We start from the raw sequence: 17,752 nt of genomic DNA on the forward strand, positions 1-17,752 counted from the left end.
TTTTTCACTTTCCATATATTTCATATCATTATTTTGATATTTTATTTTTATTTTACTACATTTTTTTTCTTTATTTAGCATTACTTCTTTATCTATTGCTATTATTTTATTTACCATTGCTGTTCTATTTAAATCTTTAATTTCTTCATTTAATAAATTTTCAATTTCTATATCTTTTTTCCCAATAATATATTCTTTATCTTTTTTATAATATGCATTAGCAAAAGCGCTATTACAGTCTATGTATTTTCCATTTATGTCTTTATAAAATATACAATCAGGAAGAGCATTTATTATTGTTGTTAATAATTCTTTTTGTTTTATTATTTCTTCCTCATATTTTTTTCTTGGTGTATGATCTTGTAAAATCCCAAGAAACATTTCTATATTTCCATCATTTTTTATAGGAGCTATATAACATTCTATAAAAGATTCCTCTAAGTATCCGGAAAATACTTTAGCTCTTTTTTCTTTAATAACTTCTTTATAGTTAGATTCATATTCATGTGCCATTTCTTTTGGATATAAATCTGATAGCGTTTTTCCTAATATTTCATCTTTATCTAAATTTAAAGTTTCTGCATAATACTTATTAACAAAAATAAATTTTCCATCTATACTTCTTAGCCATAAACAATATGGTATATTATCTAATAAAACTTCTAATAAATTATCCTTCATTTATTTCCTCCATCATATATTCAAACAATTTAATTTTACATATAATATACCTTTTTTACAAGTTTTAAGTGTATTATATAATATATATTTATATAATATTATTATAAACGGAGGAATTGATGATGGAAATTAATATAAAAAAATTATTTAAAGACTATAAGCCTTATATAAATGATCATAAATCTATGAAGAAATATGCAGTTTTAATACCTATAGTCAATATAGATAATACAAATTTTATATTGTTCGAAGTTAGATCTAAAACTTTAAACTCTCAGCCTAATGAAATTTCATTTCCTGGTGGAAAAATTGAATACGGTGAAACCCCTAAATCTGCATGTATAAGAGAGACTTGTGAGGAACTTGGAACTATCAATGCAAATATAGAAATCATAAGTGAACTTGATCTATTTGTAAATCATGCTCAGATGATTATTCATCCATTTATTGGTGTTGTAAAAAATTTCAGTTCTCTAGTTCCAAATCTAGATGAAGTTGATCATGTGTTTTTAGTTCCCCTAACACATTTAATACAAAATAATCCTGTTACATATAAAAATGAAGTTAAAGTTATTCCTAATAAAAACTTTCCTTATGAATTAATTCCTCATAAAGAAAATTATAAATTTCAATCTGGATACTATGACTCTTTATTTTATACTTACAAAAACTATGTTATCTGGGGAATAACAGCAAAAATACTAGAAAACTTTCTGAATATAATTTCCCCAATATAAAAAGAACTCCATAAATTACGGAGTTCTTTTTATGTTTAATTATGCATTTGTAATTTCAGTATCTTTATTTTTTAAATATTCATTTATAGCTTTTGCTGCTTTTCTACCTGCTCCCATAGCAGATATAACTGTAGCTGCACCAGTAACTGCATCTCCTCCAGCAAATACACCATCTTTAGAAGTTATTCCGTTGTCATCAGCTACTATACATTCCCATTTATTTGTATCTAACCCTTCAGTAGTAGATGTTATAAGTGGGTTTGGAGATGTTCCAAGAGCCATTATAACTGTATCTACTTCCATTATAAACTCTGAGTTTTCTATAGCTTGAGGTCTTCTTCTTCCAGATGCATCAGCTTCACCTAATTCCATCTTAACGCATACCATACCTTTAACCTCACCTTTTTCATCAGTTAAAATTTCAACTGGATTAGTTAAAGTATCAAATATTACACCTTCTTCTTTAGCATGATGAACTTCTTCAAGTCTTGCTGGAAGTTCCGCTTCTCCTCTTCTATATACAATATGTGTTTCAGCACCTAATCTAGCTGCAGTTCTTGCTGCATCCATAGCAACATTTCCTCCACCTACTACTGCAACACTTTTTCCAGATCTTACTGGAGTCATATAATCTTCTTTATACGCTTTCATTAAGTTAACTCTTGTTAAAAACTCATTTGCAGAACATACTCCGTTAGCATTTTCCCCTGATATACCCATAAACTTAGGAAGTCCAGCACCTGAACCTATAAATACAGCTTCAAATCCTTCTTCATTTAATAATTCATCTATAGTTATAGTTCTACCAATTATTATATTTGTTTCTATTTCAACACCTAAGTTTTTGATATTTTCTATTTCCGGTTTAACAACATCATCCTTAGGTAATCTAAATTCAGGTATTCCATAAGTTAAAACTCCACCTGGTTCATGCATAGCTTCAAATATAGTAACATCATATCCCATTTTAGCTAAGTCACCTGCACAAGCAAGTCCAGCAGGTCCACTACCTACAACAGCAACTTTTTTATTATTTGCATCTTCTGTTACAGCTAAATCAAAGTTATGTTCTCTAGAGTAATCAGCAACAAATTTTTCTAATTTACCTATTGCCACTGCCTCTGATTTTATTCCAAGTACGCATACTCCTTCACATTGACTTTCTTGTGGACAAACCCTTCCACATACAGCTGGAAGTGAACTATCTTTAGCTATTGCTTTCGCAGCTCCTTCTATATCTCCTTGCTTTAACTTTCCAATAAATCCTGGAATATCTATTTCTACTGGACATCCAGATACACATCTTGGTTTTTTACACTCTAGACATCTGCTTGCTTCTTTAATCGCTTCTTCTTTGTTATATCCTAGACAAACTTCATTGAAATTTTTAACTCTAACTTCAGCTTCTTGGTGTCTAACTGGTACTTTAACTTTACTCATGATTAATTACCTCCGCATCCGCATCCGCCATGATGATGCGTATCCCCTTCTTCTATTTTTAACGTAGCTCTTCCTTCTTCTGTTTTATACATAGTCTGTCTTCTCATAGATTCATCAAAGTTAACTAAATGTCCATCAAATTCAGGTCCATCTACACATGCAAATTTAATCTCTCCCCCAACATTAACTCTACATGCTCCACACATTCCTGTTCCATCAACCATTATAGGGTTTAAACTTACAGTTGTCGGTATATTTAATTCTTTAGTTAACATACACATAAACTTCATCATTATCATAGGTCCTATAACTACTGCATGATCATATTTTTTACCTTGATTTTCAACTAAATCTTTTAAACAGTCAGTAACTCTACCATTAAATCCATATGTACCATCATCTGTACATACATAAAGGTTTCCAGCAACTTCTCTCATTTCATCTTCTAATATTAATAAATCTTTTGTTCTAGATCCCACTATAACATCTACATCTATACCATTTTGCTTAAACCACTTAACTTGTGGATAAACTGGAGCAGCCCCAACTCCACCTGCTATAAAAATTATTTTCTTATTTTTTAATTCATTTATATTTTCTTCGATAAACTCACTAGGCATGCCTAATGGTCCAACAAAGTCAGCTACACAGTCTCCTTCTTCAAATGTTTCAAGTTGCTTTGTACTAGCTCCAACAGTTTGAAACACTATACTTACAGTTCCCTTATCAGTGTCATAGTCAGCTATAGTAAGAGGTACTCTCTCACCTTTTTCATCATTTTTTACAATAACAAATTGTCCCGGTTTAGAAGCTTTTGCAACTCTTGGAGCTTCTATATCCATTAAATAAATGCTATCTGTTAGATTTTTCTTTTTAACAATTTTACTTCCCATAACTCTATCTCCATTCTGCCAAATAATTTATATTTTAATTTTAAATACCACCGCATATAATATCAATTCCCCAATTGATAACATTTTCCTGTTATACATATACGATTTCATGTATATAAAATTAATTAGCTTATATATCATTTACATCTATATTATACATAAAAAAACAGCCTTTGTGGCTGTTTTTTTAAAATATTTTCCTATTTTTCTATTATTCCATTTAATGAGAATGTTTTTGACTCTATAATCTTAACATTTACAAGAGTTCCTATTACATCTTCACTCTCACATTGGAAGTTAACTAGTTTATTTTGTCTAGTTCTTCCTGTAAATCTATTATCATCTGTTTTACTTTTTCCTTCAACTAAAACTTCTACTGTTTTTCCAACATAAGAATCACTTATTTCTCCACAAATTTTATTAACTTCTGCTAATACCCTGTTAAATCTTTCATGCTTTATATCTTCAGGTATTTGGTTATCCATTATAGCAGCAGGTGTTCCTTGTCTCTTTGAATATATAAATGTAAATGCTGCATCATATCTTACTTTCTTTACAACATCTATAGTATCTAGTAAATCATCTTCTGTTTCTCCAGGGAAACCAATCATTAAATCAGTAGAAAATGCTATTTCTGGTACTTCCTTTTTAGCCTTTTCTATTATTTCTAGATAATAATCTTTAGTATAGTGTCTATTCATTTTCTTTAATAATCTAGAGCTTCCACATTGTACTGGAAGATGTAAATATTCACATACTTTATCACAATCTCTAATAGCATATATAACTTCATCTGATATGTCTTTTGGATGAGATGTCATAAATCTGATTCTTTCTATACCTTCTATGTCATTTACCATTCTTAATAACTGGTCAAATCTTATTGGATTTTCTAATGTTTTCCCGTAAGAATCCACATTTTGTCCAAGTAGTGTTATTTCTTTTGTTCCATTAGCTACTAATTCTTTTATCTCATTTAGTATATCTTCTGGAGTTCTACTTCTTTCTCTACCTCTTGTGTATGGTACTATACAATAAGTACAGAAGTTATTACATCCATACATTATATTTACAAATGCTTTAAGTTCAAACTTTCTATTACTTCTAAGTCCCTCTACAACTTCTCCATCTACATCCCATACATCAACTAATGTCTTTTGAGAGTCCATAGAGCGCGCTAACAATTCTGGGAATTTATATAAATTATGTGTTCCAAAAACTAAGTCAACATGTCTATATTTTGTTTTTATTTCCTCAACAACATGACTTTGTTGCATCATACATCCACATACAGCTATCTTTAAATCTGGGTTTTTTCTTTTTAAGAACTTTAATTGACCTAAATTACCATAAACTTTAAGTTCTGCATTTTCTCTTACTGCACAAGTATTATATATAACTAAATCACATTCTGCCGCTGTTAATCCTTGTGTATATCCCATTTCATCAAGCATTGCACATAATTTTTCAGAATCATGTTCATTCATTTGACATCCAAAAGTTTGTATCATATATCTTGGTTTTCTTCCGTGTATTGCATAGAATCTATTAGTTGTTTCAGATATAGCTTCTATAAATCTATCTTGTTCTTGTATTTTCTCTATAGGAACGTGTACTTGTTTTCTTTTAGCCACAACTAGCCCTCCTTAAAATTACTTCATTAATATCATATTATCGATTTTTTGAATTTAAAATTAATTATACCAAATTTACAATGTATTTTAAAGATATCATTCAACATTTATTAGTATATATTTTTATTAAATACAAATACTATTATATAACTGTTCTAAGCATTAATAAATAATAAAGGATGAAAAATTATGATTGTAGTTTTAATTAGAAGCATATTTTTGTATATAGCAGTTTTAATTGCACTTAGAGTTATGGGAAAAGGTGAGATAGCTGAAATGAATTCTTTTGATTTAGTTATAACACTGTTAATTGCTGAAGTAGCTGCTATCCCAATGCAAGACAATGAAATTCCAATAATTTATGGAATTTCATCTATTACAGGTTTAGTTTTTATGCAAATTATAATCTCCTATCTTACTTTAAAATTTAGAAGTGTTAGATTATTGTTAAATGGAAAACCTGCTATATTAATAGATAAAGGCAAAATAAATTACAATGCTTTAAAACTAGAAAGAGTTACTATGGATGAGCTTCTAGAACAACTTAGAGTTCAAGGTTATTTTAATTTAAAAGATGTTTATTATGCCATACTTGAAACAGATGGAAATCTTAGTATAGTCCCTACTCCTAGCTACGAAAAAGTTCCTAAAAAAAACTTTAATCATTTACCTATACCTTTGATTTTAGATGGTCAATTAATAAAGTCCAACCTTGATAGTATAAATAAAAATACAGATTGGCTTTTGTCAATTTTGAAAAAATATAATATTGATTCTATTTGTGATACTTTAATTTGTATACTAGACGAAAAAGATAGTTTTTTTATACAAAAAAAATAACTTCTTAAGAGGTGATATATTGAAATCTATTATATTCACTGTAATTTGGACTATCTTATTAGTTTTATTTGGAATTTTTTTATCTTTTCAAGCCGAAGAATTTGCAACTAAATATATACATTCTCTTGATAAACTTGAAATGTATGTAAAAGATGAAGCTTGGGAAACATGTAGCGATTATACTAATAAATTAAAATCCAATTTTGAAAACGATTCTAAATATTGGTTTAAACTCTTAAATCATTGTCATCTAGGTGATATTGAACTCTCTTTTAATATATTATCTAATGGTATTTATTTAAAAGACATAGGTACATGCTTAGATGAAATAGAATCTATAAAAATATATCTTCATCGTATGATAGAATCTGAAAAACATAACCTTGACCATATATTATAAAAATAAGGTGTCCTGAATTTTAAAATTCAAGACACCTTATTTTTATTTACTCATTTCTTTTGATTTTTCTATACAATCGCCTATAGCTTTTATAATCGCACTTCTAAATCCTTCTGCTTCTAAAGTTTTAACTGCTTCTATTGTAGTTCCTCCTGGAGAACATACCATATCTTTTAACTCCCCTGGATGTTTTCCTGTTTCAAGTACCATTTTAGCAGACCCCATAACAGCTTGTGCTGCAAAAGTATATGCTTGGTTTCTTGGCATTCCAGCTACAACTGCAGCATCTGCCATAGCTTCTATAAACATAAATACATATGCAGGTGCTGATCCACTAGCACCTATTACTGCATCTATTAAGTATTCATTTACTACTTCTGCTTTTCCAAATGAACTAAATATATTTTTAACCATAGTTAATTCTTCATCTGTTATATTTTTATTCTTACAAAGAGCACTCATACCTTCATTTACAAGAGCTGGTGTATTTGGCATAGTTCTTATAACTTTTTTGTCCTTACCTATAACTTGCTCTACTGATGCAATAGTTTTTCCTGCTGCTATAGTTACTATTATCTTATTATTATCTATTAACTCTTTTACTCCTTCTAAAACCAAATCATATATATTTGGTTTAACCGCTACTATAACTATGTCACTATTTTTTACCACTTCTTTAGAATCTGTAGTTACATTTATTTTATATTCATCTTTAACACTTTCAAGCGCCATAGTATTTAAATCCGAAGCATACACACTGCTTCCTTCTACTAATCCTGACTTAACTATTCCACCTATCATAGCCTTGGCCATATTTCCAGCACCTATAAATCCTATTTTCTTTTCCATCTTTTTCATTCTCCTTTTGTGTTATAATTTTATCATCTTGATTAAATAAATATAGGGTTTGTTTAAAAGATTATTTATCCTAAAAACATACCCTATTTATAAACTATTTTAAAAAGTTTGCTCAGTTCTTCCTATTATTTCATCTTGAAGAGCCCTACTTAAATTATTAAAATGATCACTATATCCAGCAACTCTTACTATTAAATCTTTGTATTCATCTGGATTTTTTTGTGCTTCTAATAATATTTTTTTATCAAATACATTAAATTGTATATGATGTCCATCCATGTTAAAATAAGCTCTAACTAAATTCGCCATATTATCAAGTCCTTGTTCACCTTCTACCACAGCTGGAGCAAATCTTTGATTCAATAATGTTCCGCCTGTTTTTAAGTGATCCATCTTAGAACAAGATTTTATAACTGATGTAGGTCCAAATGTATCTGCACCTTTTTCCGGTGAAATCCCTTCTGATAATGGTTTTTGACTCAATCTTCCATTAGCACTAGCTCCCATAACTTCTCCAAAATATACATGACAAGTTGTAGGCAACATATTTATTCTATATTCAGCCCCCATAGGAGATTTTCTTCCTGTAACTTCATTATAAAACGTATTAAATACATCTTGCATTAAATCATCTGCATAATCATCATCATTACCATATTTAGGAGTTTTATTAACTACCATATTATATATAGCTTCATGACTTTTGAAATTATCGCTTAAAGCATTTAATAACTCATCCATACTAAATTTTTTCTTATCAAATACATTATATTTTATAGCCGTTAAGCTATCTGTTATAGTTCCAATTCCAACACCTTGAATATATTTAGTATTATATCTTGCACCACCTGCATTATAATCTTTAGCATTTTTAATACAATCATCTACTATAACACTCATTAGCGGTGCTGGCATATGTTTTGAATATATTCTTTCTATTACATTATTACCCTTTACTTTTATATTTACAAAATGGTTCAGTTGTAATTTAAAAGCTTTAAATAATTCTTCATAAGATTTAAATTCTTTAGCATCACCAGTTTCTATTCCTAATTTTTTATTAGACATAGGATCTGTACCATTATTTAATGTTATCTCAAGTATTTTAGGTAAATTCAAATATCCAGTAAGTATATATGCTTCTTTTCCATAACATCCAGTTTCAACACAGCCACTAGTTCCGCCACATCTAGCATCTTCTATAGTTTTACCTGCTTCTAGTAGCTCTTGTATAACTGCTTCTGTGTTGTAAAATGCCGGTTGTCCCCATCCTTTTCTAGATATTTCGCAAGCTCTTTTTAAAAACTTACTAGGAGTTTTTCTACTTATCTGAACATTTGAACTAGGCTGCAATAATTTCATTTCATCCATTACATCTAGTATTATATAACTAACCTCATTTACTCCATCTTTTCCATCTTCTGTTATACCTCCTGTGTTTATATTTGCAAAGTCAGTATAAGTTCCACTTTCTTTTAATGTAACTCCAACTTTTGGAGGTGCTGGTTGATTATTAAATTTAATCCATAAACATTCTAGTATTTCTTTTGCAGTATCTCTATCTATTTTATCATTATCTACATCATTTTCATAAAAAGGATTTAAATGTTGATCAAATCTTCCAGGACTAAAAGCATCCCATATATTAAGTTCTGTTGTAACTCCAATGTGTACAAACCAGTACATCTGAACTGCCTGATGAAAAGTCTGTGGTCTATTAGTTGGAACAACATCACAGTTTGCTGCTATTTTTAATAAATCAGCTTTTTTAGATTCATCGACTTCTTTAGATGCTAATTCTCTAGCATATTCAGCATAACGTTTTCCGTAAATCATTATTGCATCACAAGCTATAGACATACCTTCTAACTGAGCTTTTTTATCATAAGCTTCTTTATCATTTACAAAATCTAATTTATTTATTTCTTCTTTTATTTCATTTTTAAAATCTAAAAATCCCTTCTTATATATATTGCCTCCACAAACAGTATGTCCTGGTGCTCTTTGCTCCATAAATTCAGTAAATATACCATTCTCATAACATTCTAACCATTCTTTTTCCATAGAATTAACTATTTTTTGTCTTACCTGTCTATTTTTCCAAAACGGTATTATTTCATTCTCATGTATTTTTTTCACATCATCACTAACTTTAAAAGATATAATATCTCTCTTATCCATTATGTCTAAATCTTCCATAGTATGACAACATAATTCAGGATAAGTAGGTGTACTTTGTGGTGAATCTCCTTTTTCCCCAACTATAAGTTCCCCTTCATTTATACAAAGTGTCCTATTTTCCATGTAATGTTTAAATGCTAAAGCTCTAAGTACTGGAATTTCTACACTACCTTCATATTTTTTATATCCTTCAGTCATAAGTATAGCTCTTTCAATAGTTATAAATGGTTGTGTGTCTACACTCTGTTTTCTTAATTTTTTAGTTCTTTCAAAGCTTCCTCTTTCCATACAATTATCCCCCAATCTTTGTATCAAAGTTATTTTTTTTAAATAAGTCTTTAATTTCCTCTAACTTTTCATCTGAAGGCCTACTTAAATTTGCTCCTTCATACTTCATATAAAGCTTTTTATATTTATGCATCCCTATATTATGGTATGGCAATAAATTCACTTTAGTTATATTTAAAGGTTTTATAAAATTTATTATTTTAATAATTTCCTCATTATTTTTATCTACATTAATACCTTCAATTAAAGGTATTCTTATATTTATATTTGCACCATTTTCGCTTAATTTAATTAAGTTATTTAAAATCAATTTATTGGATTTCTTAGTAAATAATTTATGTTTTTCATCATCTATTAATTTTATATCATATAAAAAAGTATCTACAAAAGGTAATAAAACTTCGTAATTTTCAAATTTTGCATACCCACAAGTATCTACTACAACATTTATACCTTTTTCTTTACAAGAAATAGCTATTTTTTTTACATAATCTATATCTTGGGTCATTACTTCTCCTCCTGATAATGTAACTCCCCCACCTGATTGTTCATAAAATGCCATATCTTTTACTAATTCTTTCATTAAATCTTTTACGTCATAAGTCTTGCCTACTATTTCCCTAGCATTGCTTAAGCAATAGTCTAGACAAGTTTCACAAAATTCACAATTTTTTTTATCTAAACATATTGTACTACATTCTTTATATATAGCTTTATGAGGACATTTTTCAATACATACTTCACACTTTACACATTTCTCCTCATTATATAATACTTCTTTATTATAACTTTGACTTTCAGGATTGTGACACCATATGCACTCTAATGGGCACCCCTTAAAAAATACAGTAGTTCTTATTCCATCCCCATCATGTAAACTGTATTTTTGTATATTTAAGATTAATGGATTTTTCATTTAATCACCTGCAAATATTATTTTTAATTATCATTGAATGGATTAGGTGTTGCTACAACTAATATTTTCACCATTTTATTTGTATAATTTGCCCAATTATGATTTCGCGAAGAATTGTAATGTATGCTATCGCCAGGATAAAGTTCATGCTGTTCTCCCTCTAAAAATAAAGTTAGCGTTCCTTCTAATACGTATAAAAATTCTTCACCTTCATGCATATAAGCCTGTATATCTTCATCTGTATTATTTGGAAGTATATCTATAAGTCTAGGTAGCATTTTCTTTTCTTTTAAGTTGTTTGATAAATTATATTGAATACATCCTGATGTACATATATTAAATACTTCTTTTTCATAACTTCTAATTATTGGCTTTTTTTTGGTTCTTGGTTTTAAGAAGAAGTATGATAGTTCAACTTCAAATACGTCAGCTATAGTCCCTAATGTATCTGTTGCAATACTTGTTAAACCTCTTTCTAATTGTGATAAAAATCCAATAGATAAACTAGTCTTTTCACTTAAATCTTTCAGTGTCATTTTTCTTTGTGTTCTTAAATGTTTTATCTTAGCTCCTATATGTTCATTCATATTTAACCCCTCCTTAGCAAACCATTTCCTTAATTTAAATATACTATATTGTTATAAAATTGTCTATCTTTTTTTATTAGTTGATGAAATTTTTTTAGTAATATTGAATTTATCAAATTTTGATTACCTTGCTATTTATTTGGGAATATATATTTAAATGAGAGGTGATTCTATGAACGATAATTTTAAAGATGCAAGCCTTGTACAAGCTATAGCTGTTTTTATAATTTTAATATTCAGTTTGGTAGTTGGAGTTGTTGTTTTAAAAATTGATTTAACTATTGTATTACTTATATCATTATTCCTTGTAATTTTATTTTCAATGATAAATGGTTATTCCTTCGATTATATAAAATCAGGTATGGCAAATAGTATACATAGAACTTATGATGCATTACTTATTTTTATACTAATAGGAGCTAATATAGGAATTTGGATATTATCAGGTACTATTCCTAGTCTAATATATTATGGTCTTAATATATTATCTCCTAGAATTTTTCTACCAGCAGGTCTATTAATATGTAGCTTAACTTCACTTGCTACAGGCACTTCTTGGGGTACAGTATCAACGGTTGGAATAGCTCTTTTAGGTATAGGGCAAAGTTTAGGTGTTCCACTACCACTTACTGCAGGCATGATTGTTTCTGGAGCTTTTTTCGGTGATAAAATATCCCCTATGTCTGATACTACAAACTTAGCTGCAGCATCAACTAATACTAATCTTTATGACCATATAGAATCCATGTTATATACAACTATCCCGTCATACATATTAGCATTAATTTTATATACTATCATTGGACTTAATTATAAATCTACTAATATAGATTTTACTCAAGTTAACTTAATTCAAAATACGCTTAAATCCACATTTAATATATCTTTTTTAACACTTATTCCAATTTTAGTGGTTGTAATTCTTAGTATATTAAAAAAACCAGCTATAATTTCTATGTCTATAGGTATATTAGCCGGTTTAATAGTAGCAATATCTATTCAAGGTAGTTCTTTAAAAGATGCCTTCACAACTTTAAATTTAGGATATACAACCCCTACTCATATAGATATTGTTGATAAGTTAATACTTAGAGGTGGTATTCAAAGTATGATGCCCACTTTTTCATTAGCATTTATAGCTCTATCTCTTGGTGGAATATTAGATGAAGTTGGTTATCTTAAAGTATTGGTTGAAAAATTTTTATTAAAAGTCAAACGTATAGGAAGCTTAATAAGCATAACTATATTATCTTGTATATTGAGTAATACTATAATGGGAGAAGCTTATCTTTCAATAATCTTAAACGGAAGGTTATATAAATCTAAATATGATGAGTTAGGTCTTCAAAATCGTATGCTAAGCAGGTCTTTAGAAGAAGGTTCTACCTTAACTACTGGACTTATACCTTGGACAACTGCTGGAGCATTTATTAGTGGTACCTTAGGAGTTTCAACTTTATCTTATGCTCCATTCGCATTTTTTAATTTATTAAATCCGTTAATATCTATTTTATTTGCTTATTTAGGATTATTTGTTTTTAAAATAAATACTGAAAATAAAAAACTATAGGATAATCATCCTATAGTTTTTATTTTATTTGAATCTTCTTTTTTCATACTACAAACTATAAATCCTATAATAGTTATTACAATCGAAAGTATATATAATATTTCAAGACCAAATACATCTATTCCAAGACCTACTGGTAATTTTATAACCGCAGATGATATCCCTATAGCCATTGAAGTTATAGTTAATGCAGTTGCTTGTATTTCGCTTGAAAATTTTTCTTTTATATACCCAATATAAGCTACTAGCATAATTGAAAATGCAAGAGCTGTAAGTGGCGCTGTAAGTATAAACATAGTTGGAGAAGTTGCAAATAAGCAAGTTACCCATCTAAGTAAAAATGTTAATATACCTATTTTAAATACTTTTTTATATCCATATTTTAAAACTAACTTATTAATTTTTGCCATAAAGAATATTTCAGGTAAAGCTGTAAAAATTACTAATGTTCCAATATCCCCTTGACTTGCTCCTAGATCTATTAAATATAAACCTTGATATGCATTGGTAACCTCACTAATACTTATAGTACATATAACTATAGCCAATAGCCATAGATATGATTTATCTTTTATTAATTCTTTTAAATCTTTTTTTAATGTAGAACCTTCCATTTTTTCTACTTCATCATACTTTTTAGAATTCAAAAATGGAAGTACTAATAACGATGCTACAAATAAAACTATATAAACTAAAAATATTATTCTAGAATTTGAACTTACTTTTATAAGCTGTCCTGTTAAAAAGCTTATTAACGCGAAACCTACAGAACCTCCACTTCTTATTATTCCATAATTTATATTATTATGTTTACAATAATCAGTGGTTATATTATCAGCTAAAGGTGATATCGCATATCTAAATGCTTCAGCCAAAGTAGCTACTAATAGTAAAACTGGAAATAACTTAACACTAGAGTACATTCCCATTATCAAACAATTTATAGCTATACATATTCCAAGTATTTTTTTATCTTTTTTAGTCACGTCTGTTATAATTCCCCATAGTGGAACTACTAGTATACCTATTATCGATGGTATAGATGTTATGATTCCTATTTGTGCCACTGATAGGCCTAATGATCCCTCTAAATATGGAACTATATATGGTATGAATGCTCCTAGTCCACCATATATAAGTACATAATATAAGTAATATTTTGTCATGTCTTGCTCCCTTCAATCTGTTAAATACACTCCATTATACCATATTTTTATCAATAAATGCTAAAAAAGACCTATATATAGGTATAAACCTCTATATAGATCTTTTTACTAATTAGATTTAGCTTCTAACCAGTTTTTACCTTCAACTAATCTGGCAACTACCATAGCGCATACAGTATTTCCTGCTGAGTTTAATAGTGTTGCTGGTGCATCTATAACTGTACCTAAAACAGTTACTATAGGTAACATTTCTGGAGAAAATCCAAATACACTTAAAATTAGCATCTCTCCTATTACTCCTCCACCCGGAATAGCTCCTACAACAGCACCTACTAAAAACGATACAACGACTATACTTACTAATGTAGAAGGATTAGTAATATCCATTCCAAATATTCCCATTAAAAATGTAATTTTTAATACTCCACCTATTACAGAACCATCTTTATGAATATTTGCACCTAATGGTATAACTGTTTCTGCTATATCATCTGGTACTCCCATATTTTTAGCTGAAACTAAATTTACTGGTATACATGCAGCACTTGAGCAAGTTGCTATTGCTGTAACTGTTGGCCCAACTGCATTTTTCCAAAATATCTTTATTCCATCCACTCCACCTGCAAAATATGCATATAAAGTATAGAATCCAAAATAATATATAACTGTTATTCCTAAATATAATAAAAACGCAGTTACATATCCTGAAAGTATTTGAGCTCCCAGTTCACCTATAATAGATGCAAAATAGCATCCAAGTCCTATTGGAGCATAATACATTACTATTTTAATTATATTACCAATAACTACAGATCCTTCTTCAACAAATTTAGCTATACCTTTAGCTTTTTCTCCTGCCATTGCAGTTGCTAATCCAAATAATACAGCAAATACTATAAGTTGTAACATATTTGATTTTGAAAATAATAGATTGAAATCACTTACTGTTATAGTTTTTACTATTTGATCTAAGAAACTAACTTTTTCAGTTTCTATAATCTCTGTACTTCCTGCTATAGAAGTAAACATACTTGAATCTAATCCTTTAGTTGGATCTAATATTACCGCTCCTATGATACCAATTACCGCCGCTATAAATGCTGTTATTAAAAATACTATAACTATATTGCCCATTATCTTACCAAGTCTTTTCATAGTGTTCATGTTAGCTATTGCTGATGATACACTGAAAAATACAAGTGGTACTAAAGACATAAATAATAGATTTAAGAATAAATCACCAAATGGCTTTAAGACTGTAGCCTTAGGTCCTAAAACTACACCTACAATTCCACCTAATAATATCGCTCCAAGCAATATTAGTGATGATTTGTAATTTTTAAAAAAATTTTTCATTTGTTTTCTCCTTCTGCTTTTCTCTCTTAATGACACAATGAGTTCCATTATATTATTTTTTTACAATGTACATTACTTAAAATGCTTTTAGTATTGTAAAAAATGCTATACTATATATAGTATATTACAATTTAGTCTATTTGAGGTATATTTAATGGTAAATATTTAAAATTTATTAATTATAAATATGAAAGGTTGTTTTTTATGGATATAAATAAAGAAAATATATATAAAATTGGATACTTAAATGATAATTTTAAAATATTTCACATAAAAGATATGAAAGATATTAAATTTGATTATCATCATCATGATTTTAATAAAATAACAATTTTAATTTCTGGAGATGTTGATTATTTAGTAGAGGGTAAATCATATAAATTAAAACCTTGGGATATTTTATTTATAAGCAATACTGAAGTTCATAAACCAATTGTAAATCCAGATAAATTTTATGAGCGAATAGTAATTTGGATTAATCCTGAATATATAGAAAAACATAATATATATGGTGATAATTTATTTACTTGTTTTAATATATCATCACAAAATAAGTCTAACTTGCTTAGACTTAATCAATGTGACTTAGAGAATGTAAAAAATATATTATTTAAAATTAAAAATGCTGATACTTCTGATGATTTCGGCCATATTATACTTAAAAATTCTTTATTTATACAATTTTTAGTACTTATAAATAGATTATTTTTAAAAACTGATAGTACATCAGATGATGTTGAATATGATGAAACAATTCAGCAAATATTTAATTTTATAAATGATAACTTAAATAAAGATTTATCAATAGATACTATAGCTAATACATTTTTTATGAGTAAATATTATCTTATGCGCAAATTCAAATCTCAAACCGGTAGTTCACTACATAGTTATATAGTTCAAAAAAGGCTAATCTATGCTAAATCCTTAATTAAAAAAGGCTATCTTATGAGTGATGCATGTATTGAATGTGGATTTAAAGATTACTCTAGCTTTGTTAGAGCTTTTAAAAAAGCTTATGGAGTTTCACCTAAACATTATCTCGATAGAATAGGTGAATTTGAAAAAAATCCTTTTGATATAGAATAAAAGATGCTTAAATAAACTATTTAAGCATCTTTTATTCTTATTTACTATAATTTTATGTACTGCCCTATTCCTTTTTCAATAGCCTTTTCATAGATTTTATTAGCTACTACCATGTCAAATAATCCCATACCTACAGATTTGTATAGTGTAGTCTTTGTGTTAATATCTAATTCTTTATTACTGTTTAAAAAATCTCCCATATTTTCTATATCCTCAGATTTTATAAGATTCTTCATGATAGGGATACATAAATCTCCACTTTCTTCTTTCGCAAAGTCAGTATCTACTATAACTTTATCAACAACTTCAAACAAAGCATCTGGTAATTCTCTCATATCTGGCTTGTATGAACCAATTGCAATTATATGCTTTCCTTTTAAAGATTCCTTATCACTGTTTATTACAGGCTGATATGAAGTTGTAGCAGTTATTATTACTTCACTGTTTTTTACTAATTCACAAGAGCTTCCCACTACTATTATATTTACATCTTTTAAGTATTTTTCTAATTCTAATTTCAAATTATTAGCTTTTTCTTTTGTTCTATTATATAAATATACGCTTTTTATATTTCTAGCACTACAAGCATATAGCACTTGGTAAAAACCTTGTACCCCTGTTCCAATTAAACCTATACTATTTACGTCTTGTCTTGTAGTATGTCTGATACCTACTCCACCTACTGCTCCCGTCCTTGCTGCTGTAAGCATTTTCCCGTCCATCATACAAAGTATTTCTCCAGTATCTATATCATTAACAATCATTACTCCATCTATAACTGGCTTATTTATTTTTGCATTATCAGGTGATACTGTAAGTATTTTTGTTCCAAATGCTTTATTTATAAAACATGGCATATATAGTGATGTTAAATTTTTATTTTCTACCTGTATCCTATCAGGCATGTTAAAATCTTTATCTGAGTATATTTTGTAAGCTTCTTCAACCGAATCCATAAATTCATCTAATGTTATTGATTTTATTATATCTTCACTATTTAAATATATCATTGTAATCTCCTTTTAATATATATTGATATTATTATAACATTTTTAATTATTCTATTAAATATTAAGATTAAGTAAATAAAAAATATACGAGTTAAATATTTAATTT

Annotated in this window: 16 protein-coding genes; 5 read left to right on the top strand and 11 right to left on the bottom strand. The window is 28.3% G+C overall.

What is annotated here, in order from left to right:
- Nucleotides 1-681, bottom strand: a 681-nt coding sequence (locus ACRCYC_RS11305) for a PAS domain-containing protein (protein WP_438619242.1), incomplete at its 3' end; no start/stop codon positions are given.
- 119 nt (nucleotides 682-800) lie between these two features.
- Here ACRCYC_RS11305 and ACRCYC_RS11310 point away from each other — a divergent pair.
- Nucleotides 801-1,418, top strand: coding sequence for an NUDIX hydrolase (locus tag ACRCYC_RS11310; protein WP_438619243.1), 618 nt, complete (start codon nucleotides 801-803; stop codon nucleotides 1,416-1,418).
- A 39-nt stretch (nucleotides 1,419-1,457) separates the two neighbouring features.
- Here the strand turns inward: ACRCYC_RS11310 and gltA are convergent, their stop codons facing one another.
- The 3 genes from gltA to miaB form a co-directional block, all read right to left on the bottom strand.
- A complete protein-coding gene (gene gltA / locus ACRCYC_RS11315) occupies nucleotides 1,458-2,858 on the bottom strand; it encodes an NADPH-dependent glutamate synthase (protein ID WP_438619244.1) in 1,401 nt (466 codons plus the stop codon).
- 2 nt (nucleotides 2,859-2,860) lie between these two features.
- Nucleotides 2,861-3,751 carry a sulfide/dihydroorotate dehydrogenase-like FAD/NAD-binding protein gene (locus tag ACRCYC_RS11320; protein ID WP_438619245.1) on the bottom strand — a complete coding sequence of 297 codons (891 nt, stop codon included), beginning with the start codon at nucleotides 3,749-3,751 and terminating at the stop codon, nucleotides 2,861-2,863.
- A 200-nt stretch (nucleotides 3,752-3,951) separates the two neighbouring features.
- A complete protein-coding gene (miaB, locus tag ACRCYC_RS11325) occupies nucleotides 3,952-5,385 on the bottom strand; it encodes a tRNA (N6-isopentenyl adenosine(37)-C2)-methylthiotransferase MiaB (protein WP_438619246.1) in 1,434 nt (477 codons plus the stop codon).
- A 189-nt stretch (nucleotides 5,386-5,574) separates the two neighbouring features.
- Here miaB and ACRCYC_RS11330 point away from each other — a divergent pair, with 189 nt between their 5' ends.
- On the top strand, nucleotides 5,575-6,225 hold the full coding sequence (locus ACRCYC_RS11330) for a DUF421 domain-containing protein (protein ID WP_438619247.1): 651 nt from the start codon (nucleotides 5,575-5,577) through the stop codon (nucleotides 6,223-6,225).
- Between the two features lie 19 nt (nucleotides 6,226-6,244).
- A complete protein-coding gene (locus tag ACRCYC_RS11335) occupies nucleotides 6,245-6,625 on the top strand; it encodes a DUF4363 family protein (RefSeq protein ID WP_438619248.1) in 381 nt (126 codons plus the stop codon).
- Between the two features lie 42 nt (nucleotides 6,626-6,667).
- Here ACRCYC_RS11335 and proC read toward each other — a convergent pair whose 3' ends face one another.
- The 4 genes from proC to ACRCYC_RS11355 all read right to left on the bottom strand — a co-directional run bounded on the left by proC (nucleotide 6,668) and on the right by ACRCYC_RS11355 (nucleotide 11,455).
- Nucleotides 6,668-7,474: a pyrroline-5-carboxylate reductase gene (proC, locus tag ACRCYC_RS11340; RefSeq protein WP_438619249.1), complete on the bottom strand. Its 807-nt coding sequence runs from the start codon at nucleotides 7,472-7,474 to the stop codon at nucleotides 6,668-6,670.
- 108 nt (nucleotides 7,475-7,582) lie between these two features.
- The gene (hypD, locus tag ACRCYC_RS11345; RefSeq protein WP_438619250.1) at nucleotides 7,583-9,952 is read right to left on the bottom strand and encodes a trans-4-hydroxy-L-proline dehydratase; all 2,370 of its coding nucleotides are present in this window, start codon (nucleotides 9,950-9,952) and stop codon (nucleotides 7,583-7,585) included.
- A gap of 4 nt (nucleotides 9,953-9,956) precedes the next feature.
- Entirely contained in the window at nucleotides 9,957-10,868 is a 912-nt protein-coding gene (locus ACRCYC_RS11350) for a trans-4-hydroxy-L-proline dehydratase activase (RefSeq protein ID WP_438619251.1), read from the bottom strand.
- Nucleotides 10,869-10,891: 23 nt separating this feature from the next.
- The gene (locus ACRCYC_RS11355; protein ID WP_438619252.1) at nucleotides 10,892-11,455 is read right to left on the bottom strand and encodes a helix-turn-helix domain-containing protein; all 564 of its coding nucleotides are present in this window, start codon (nucleotides 11,453-11,455) and stop codon (nucleotides 10,892-10,894) included.
- A 172-nt stretch (nucleotides 11,456-11,627) separates the two neighbouring features.
- On the opposite strand from ACRCYC_RS11355, the gene nhaC reads away from it, so the two are divergent.
- Complete coding sequence (nhaC, locus tag ACRCYC_RS11360; protein ID WP_438619253.1) at nucleotides 11,628-13,025, top strand: Na+/H+ antiporter NhaC; 1,398 nt, start codon at nucleotides 11,628-11,630, stop codon at nucleotides 13,023-13,025.
- Nucleotides 13,026-13,030: 5 nt separating this feature from the next.
- Here the strand turns inward: nhaC and ACRCYC_RS11365 are convergent, their stop codons facing one another.
- Nucleotides 13,031-14,191: an MFS transporter gene (locus ACRCYC_RS11365; RefSeq protein ID WP_438619254.1), complete on the bottom strand. Its 1,161-nt coding sequence runs from the start codon at nucleotides 14,189-14,191 to the stop codon at nucleotides 13,031-13,033.
- A 108-nt stretch (nucleotides 14,192-14,299) separates the two neighbouring features.
- Nucleotides 14,300-15,547 carry a dicarboxylate/amino acid:cation symporter gene (locus tag ACRCYC_RS11370; protein WP_438619255.1) on the bottom strand — a complete coding sequence of 416 codons (1,248 nt, stop codon included), beginning with the start codon at nucleotides 15,545-15,547 and terminating at the stop codon, nucleotides 14,300-14,302.
- 204 nt (nucleotides 15,548-15,751) lie between these two features.
- Between ACRCYC_RS11370 and ACRCYC_RS11375 the strand changes: the two genes are divergently transcribed.
- Nucleotides 15,752-16,636 carry an AraC family transcriptional regulator gene (locus ACRCYC_RS11375; RefSeq protein ID WP_438619256.1) on the top strand — a complete coding sequence of 295 codons (885 nt, stop codon included), beginning with the start codon at nucleotides 15,752-15,754 and terminating at the stop codon, nucleotides 16,634-16,636.
- A 44-nt stretch (nucleotides 16,637-16,680) separates the two neighbouring features.
- Here ACRCYC_RS11375 and ACRCYC_RS11380 read toward each other — a convergent pair whose 3' ends face one another.
- Nucleotides 16,681-17,646: an ornithine cyclodeaminase family protein gene (locus ACRCYC_RS11380; protein ID WP_438619257.1), complete on the bottom strand. Its 966-nt coding sequence runs from the start codon at nucleotides 17,644-17,646 to the stop codon at nucleotides 16,681-16,683.
- Nucleotides 17,647-17,752 lie beyond the last annotated feature (106 nt).

Origin of the sequence: Paraclostridium sp. (assembly GCF_051657365.1) — a bacterium.
Lineage (GTDB): Bacteria > Bacillota > Clostridia > Peptostreptococcales > Peptostreptococcaceae > Paraclostridium.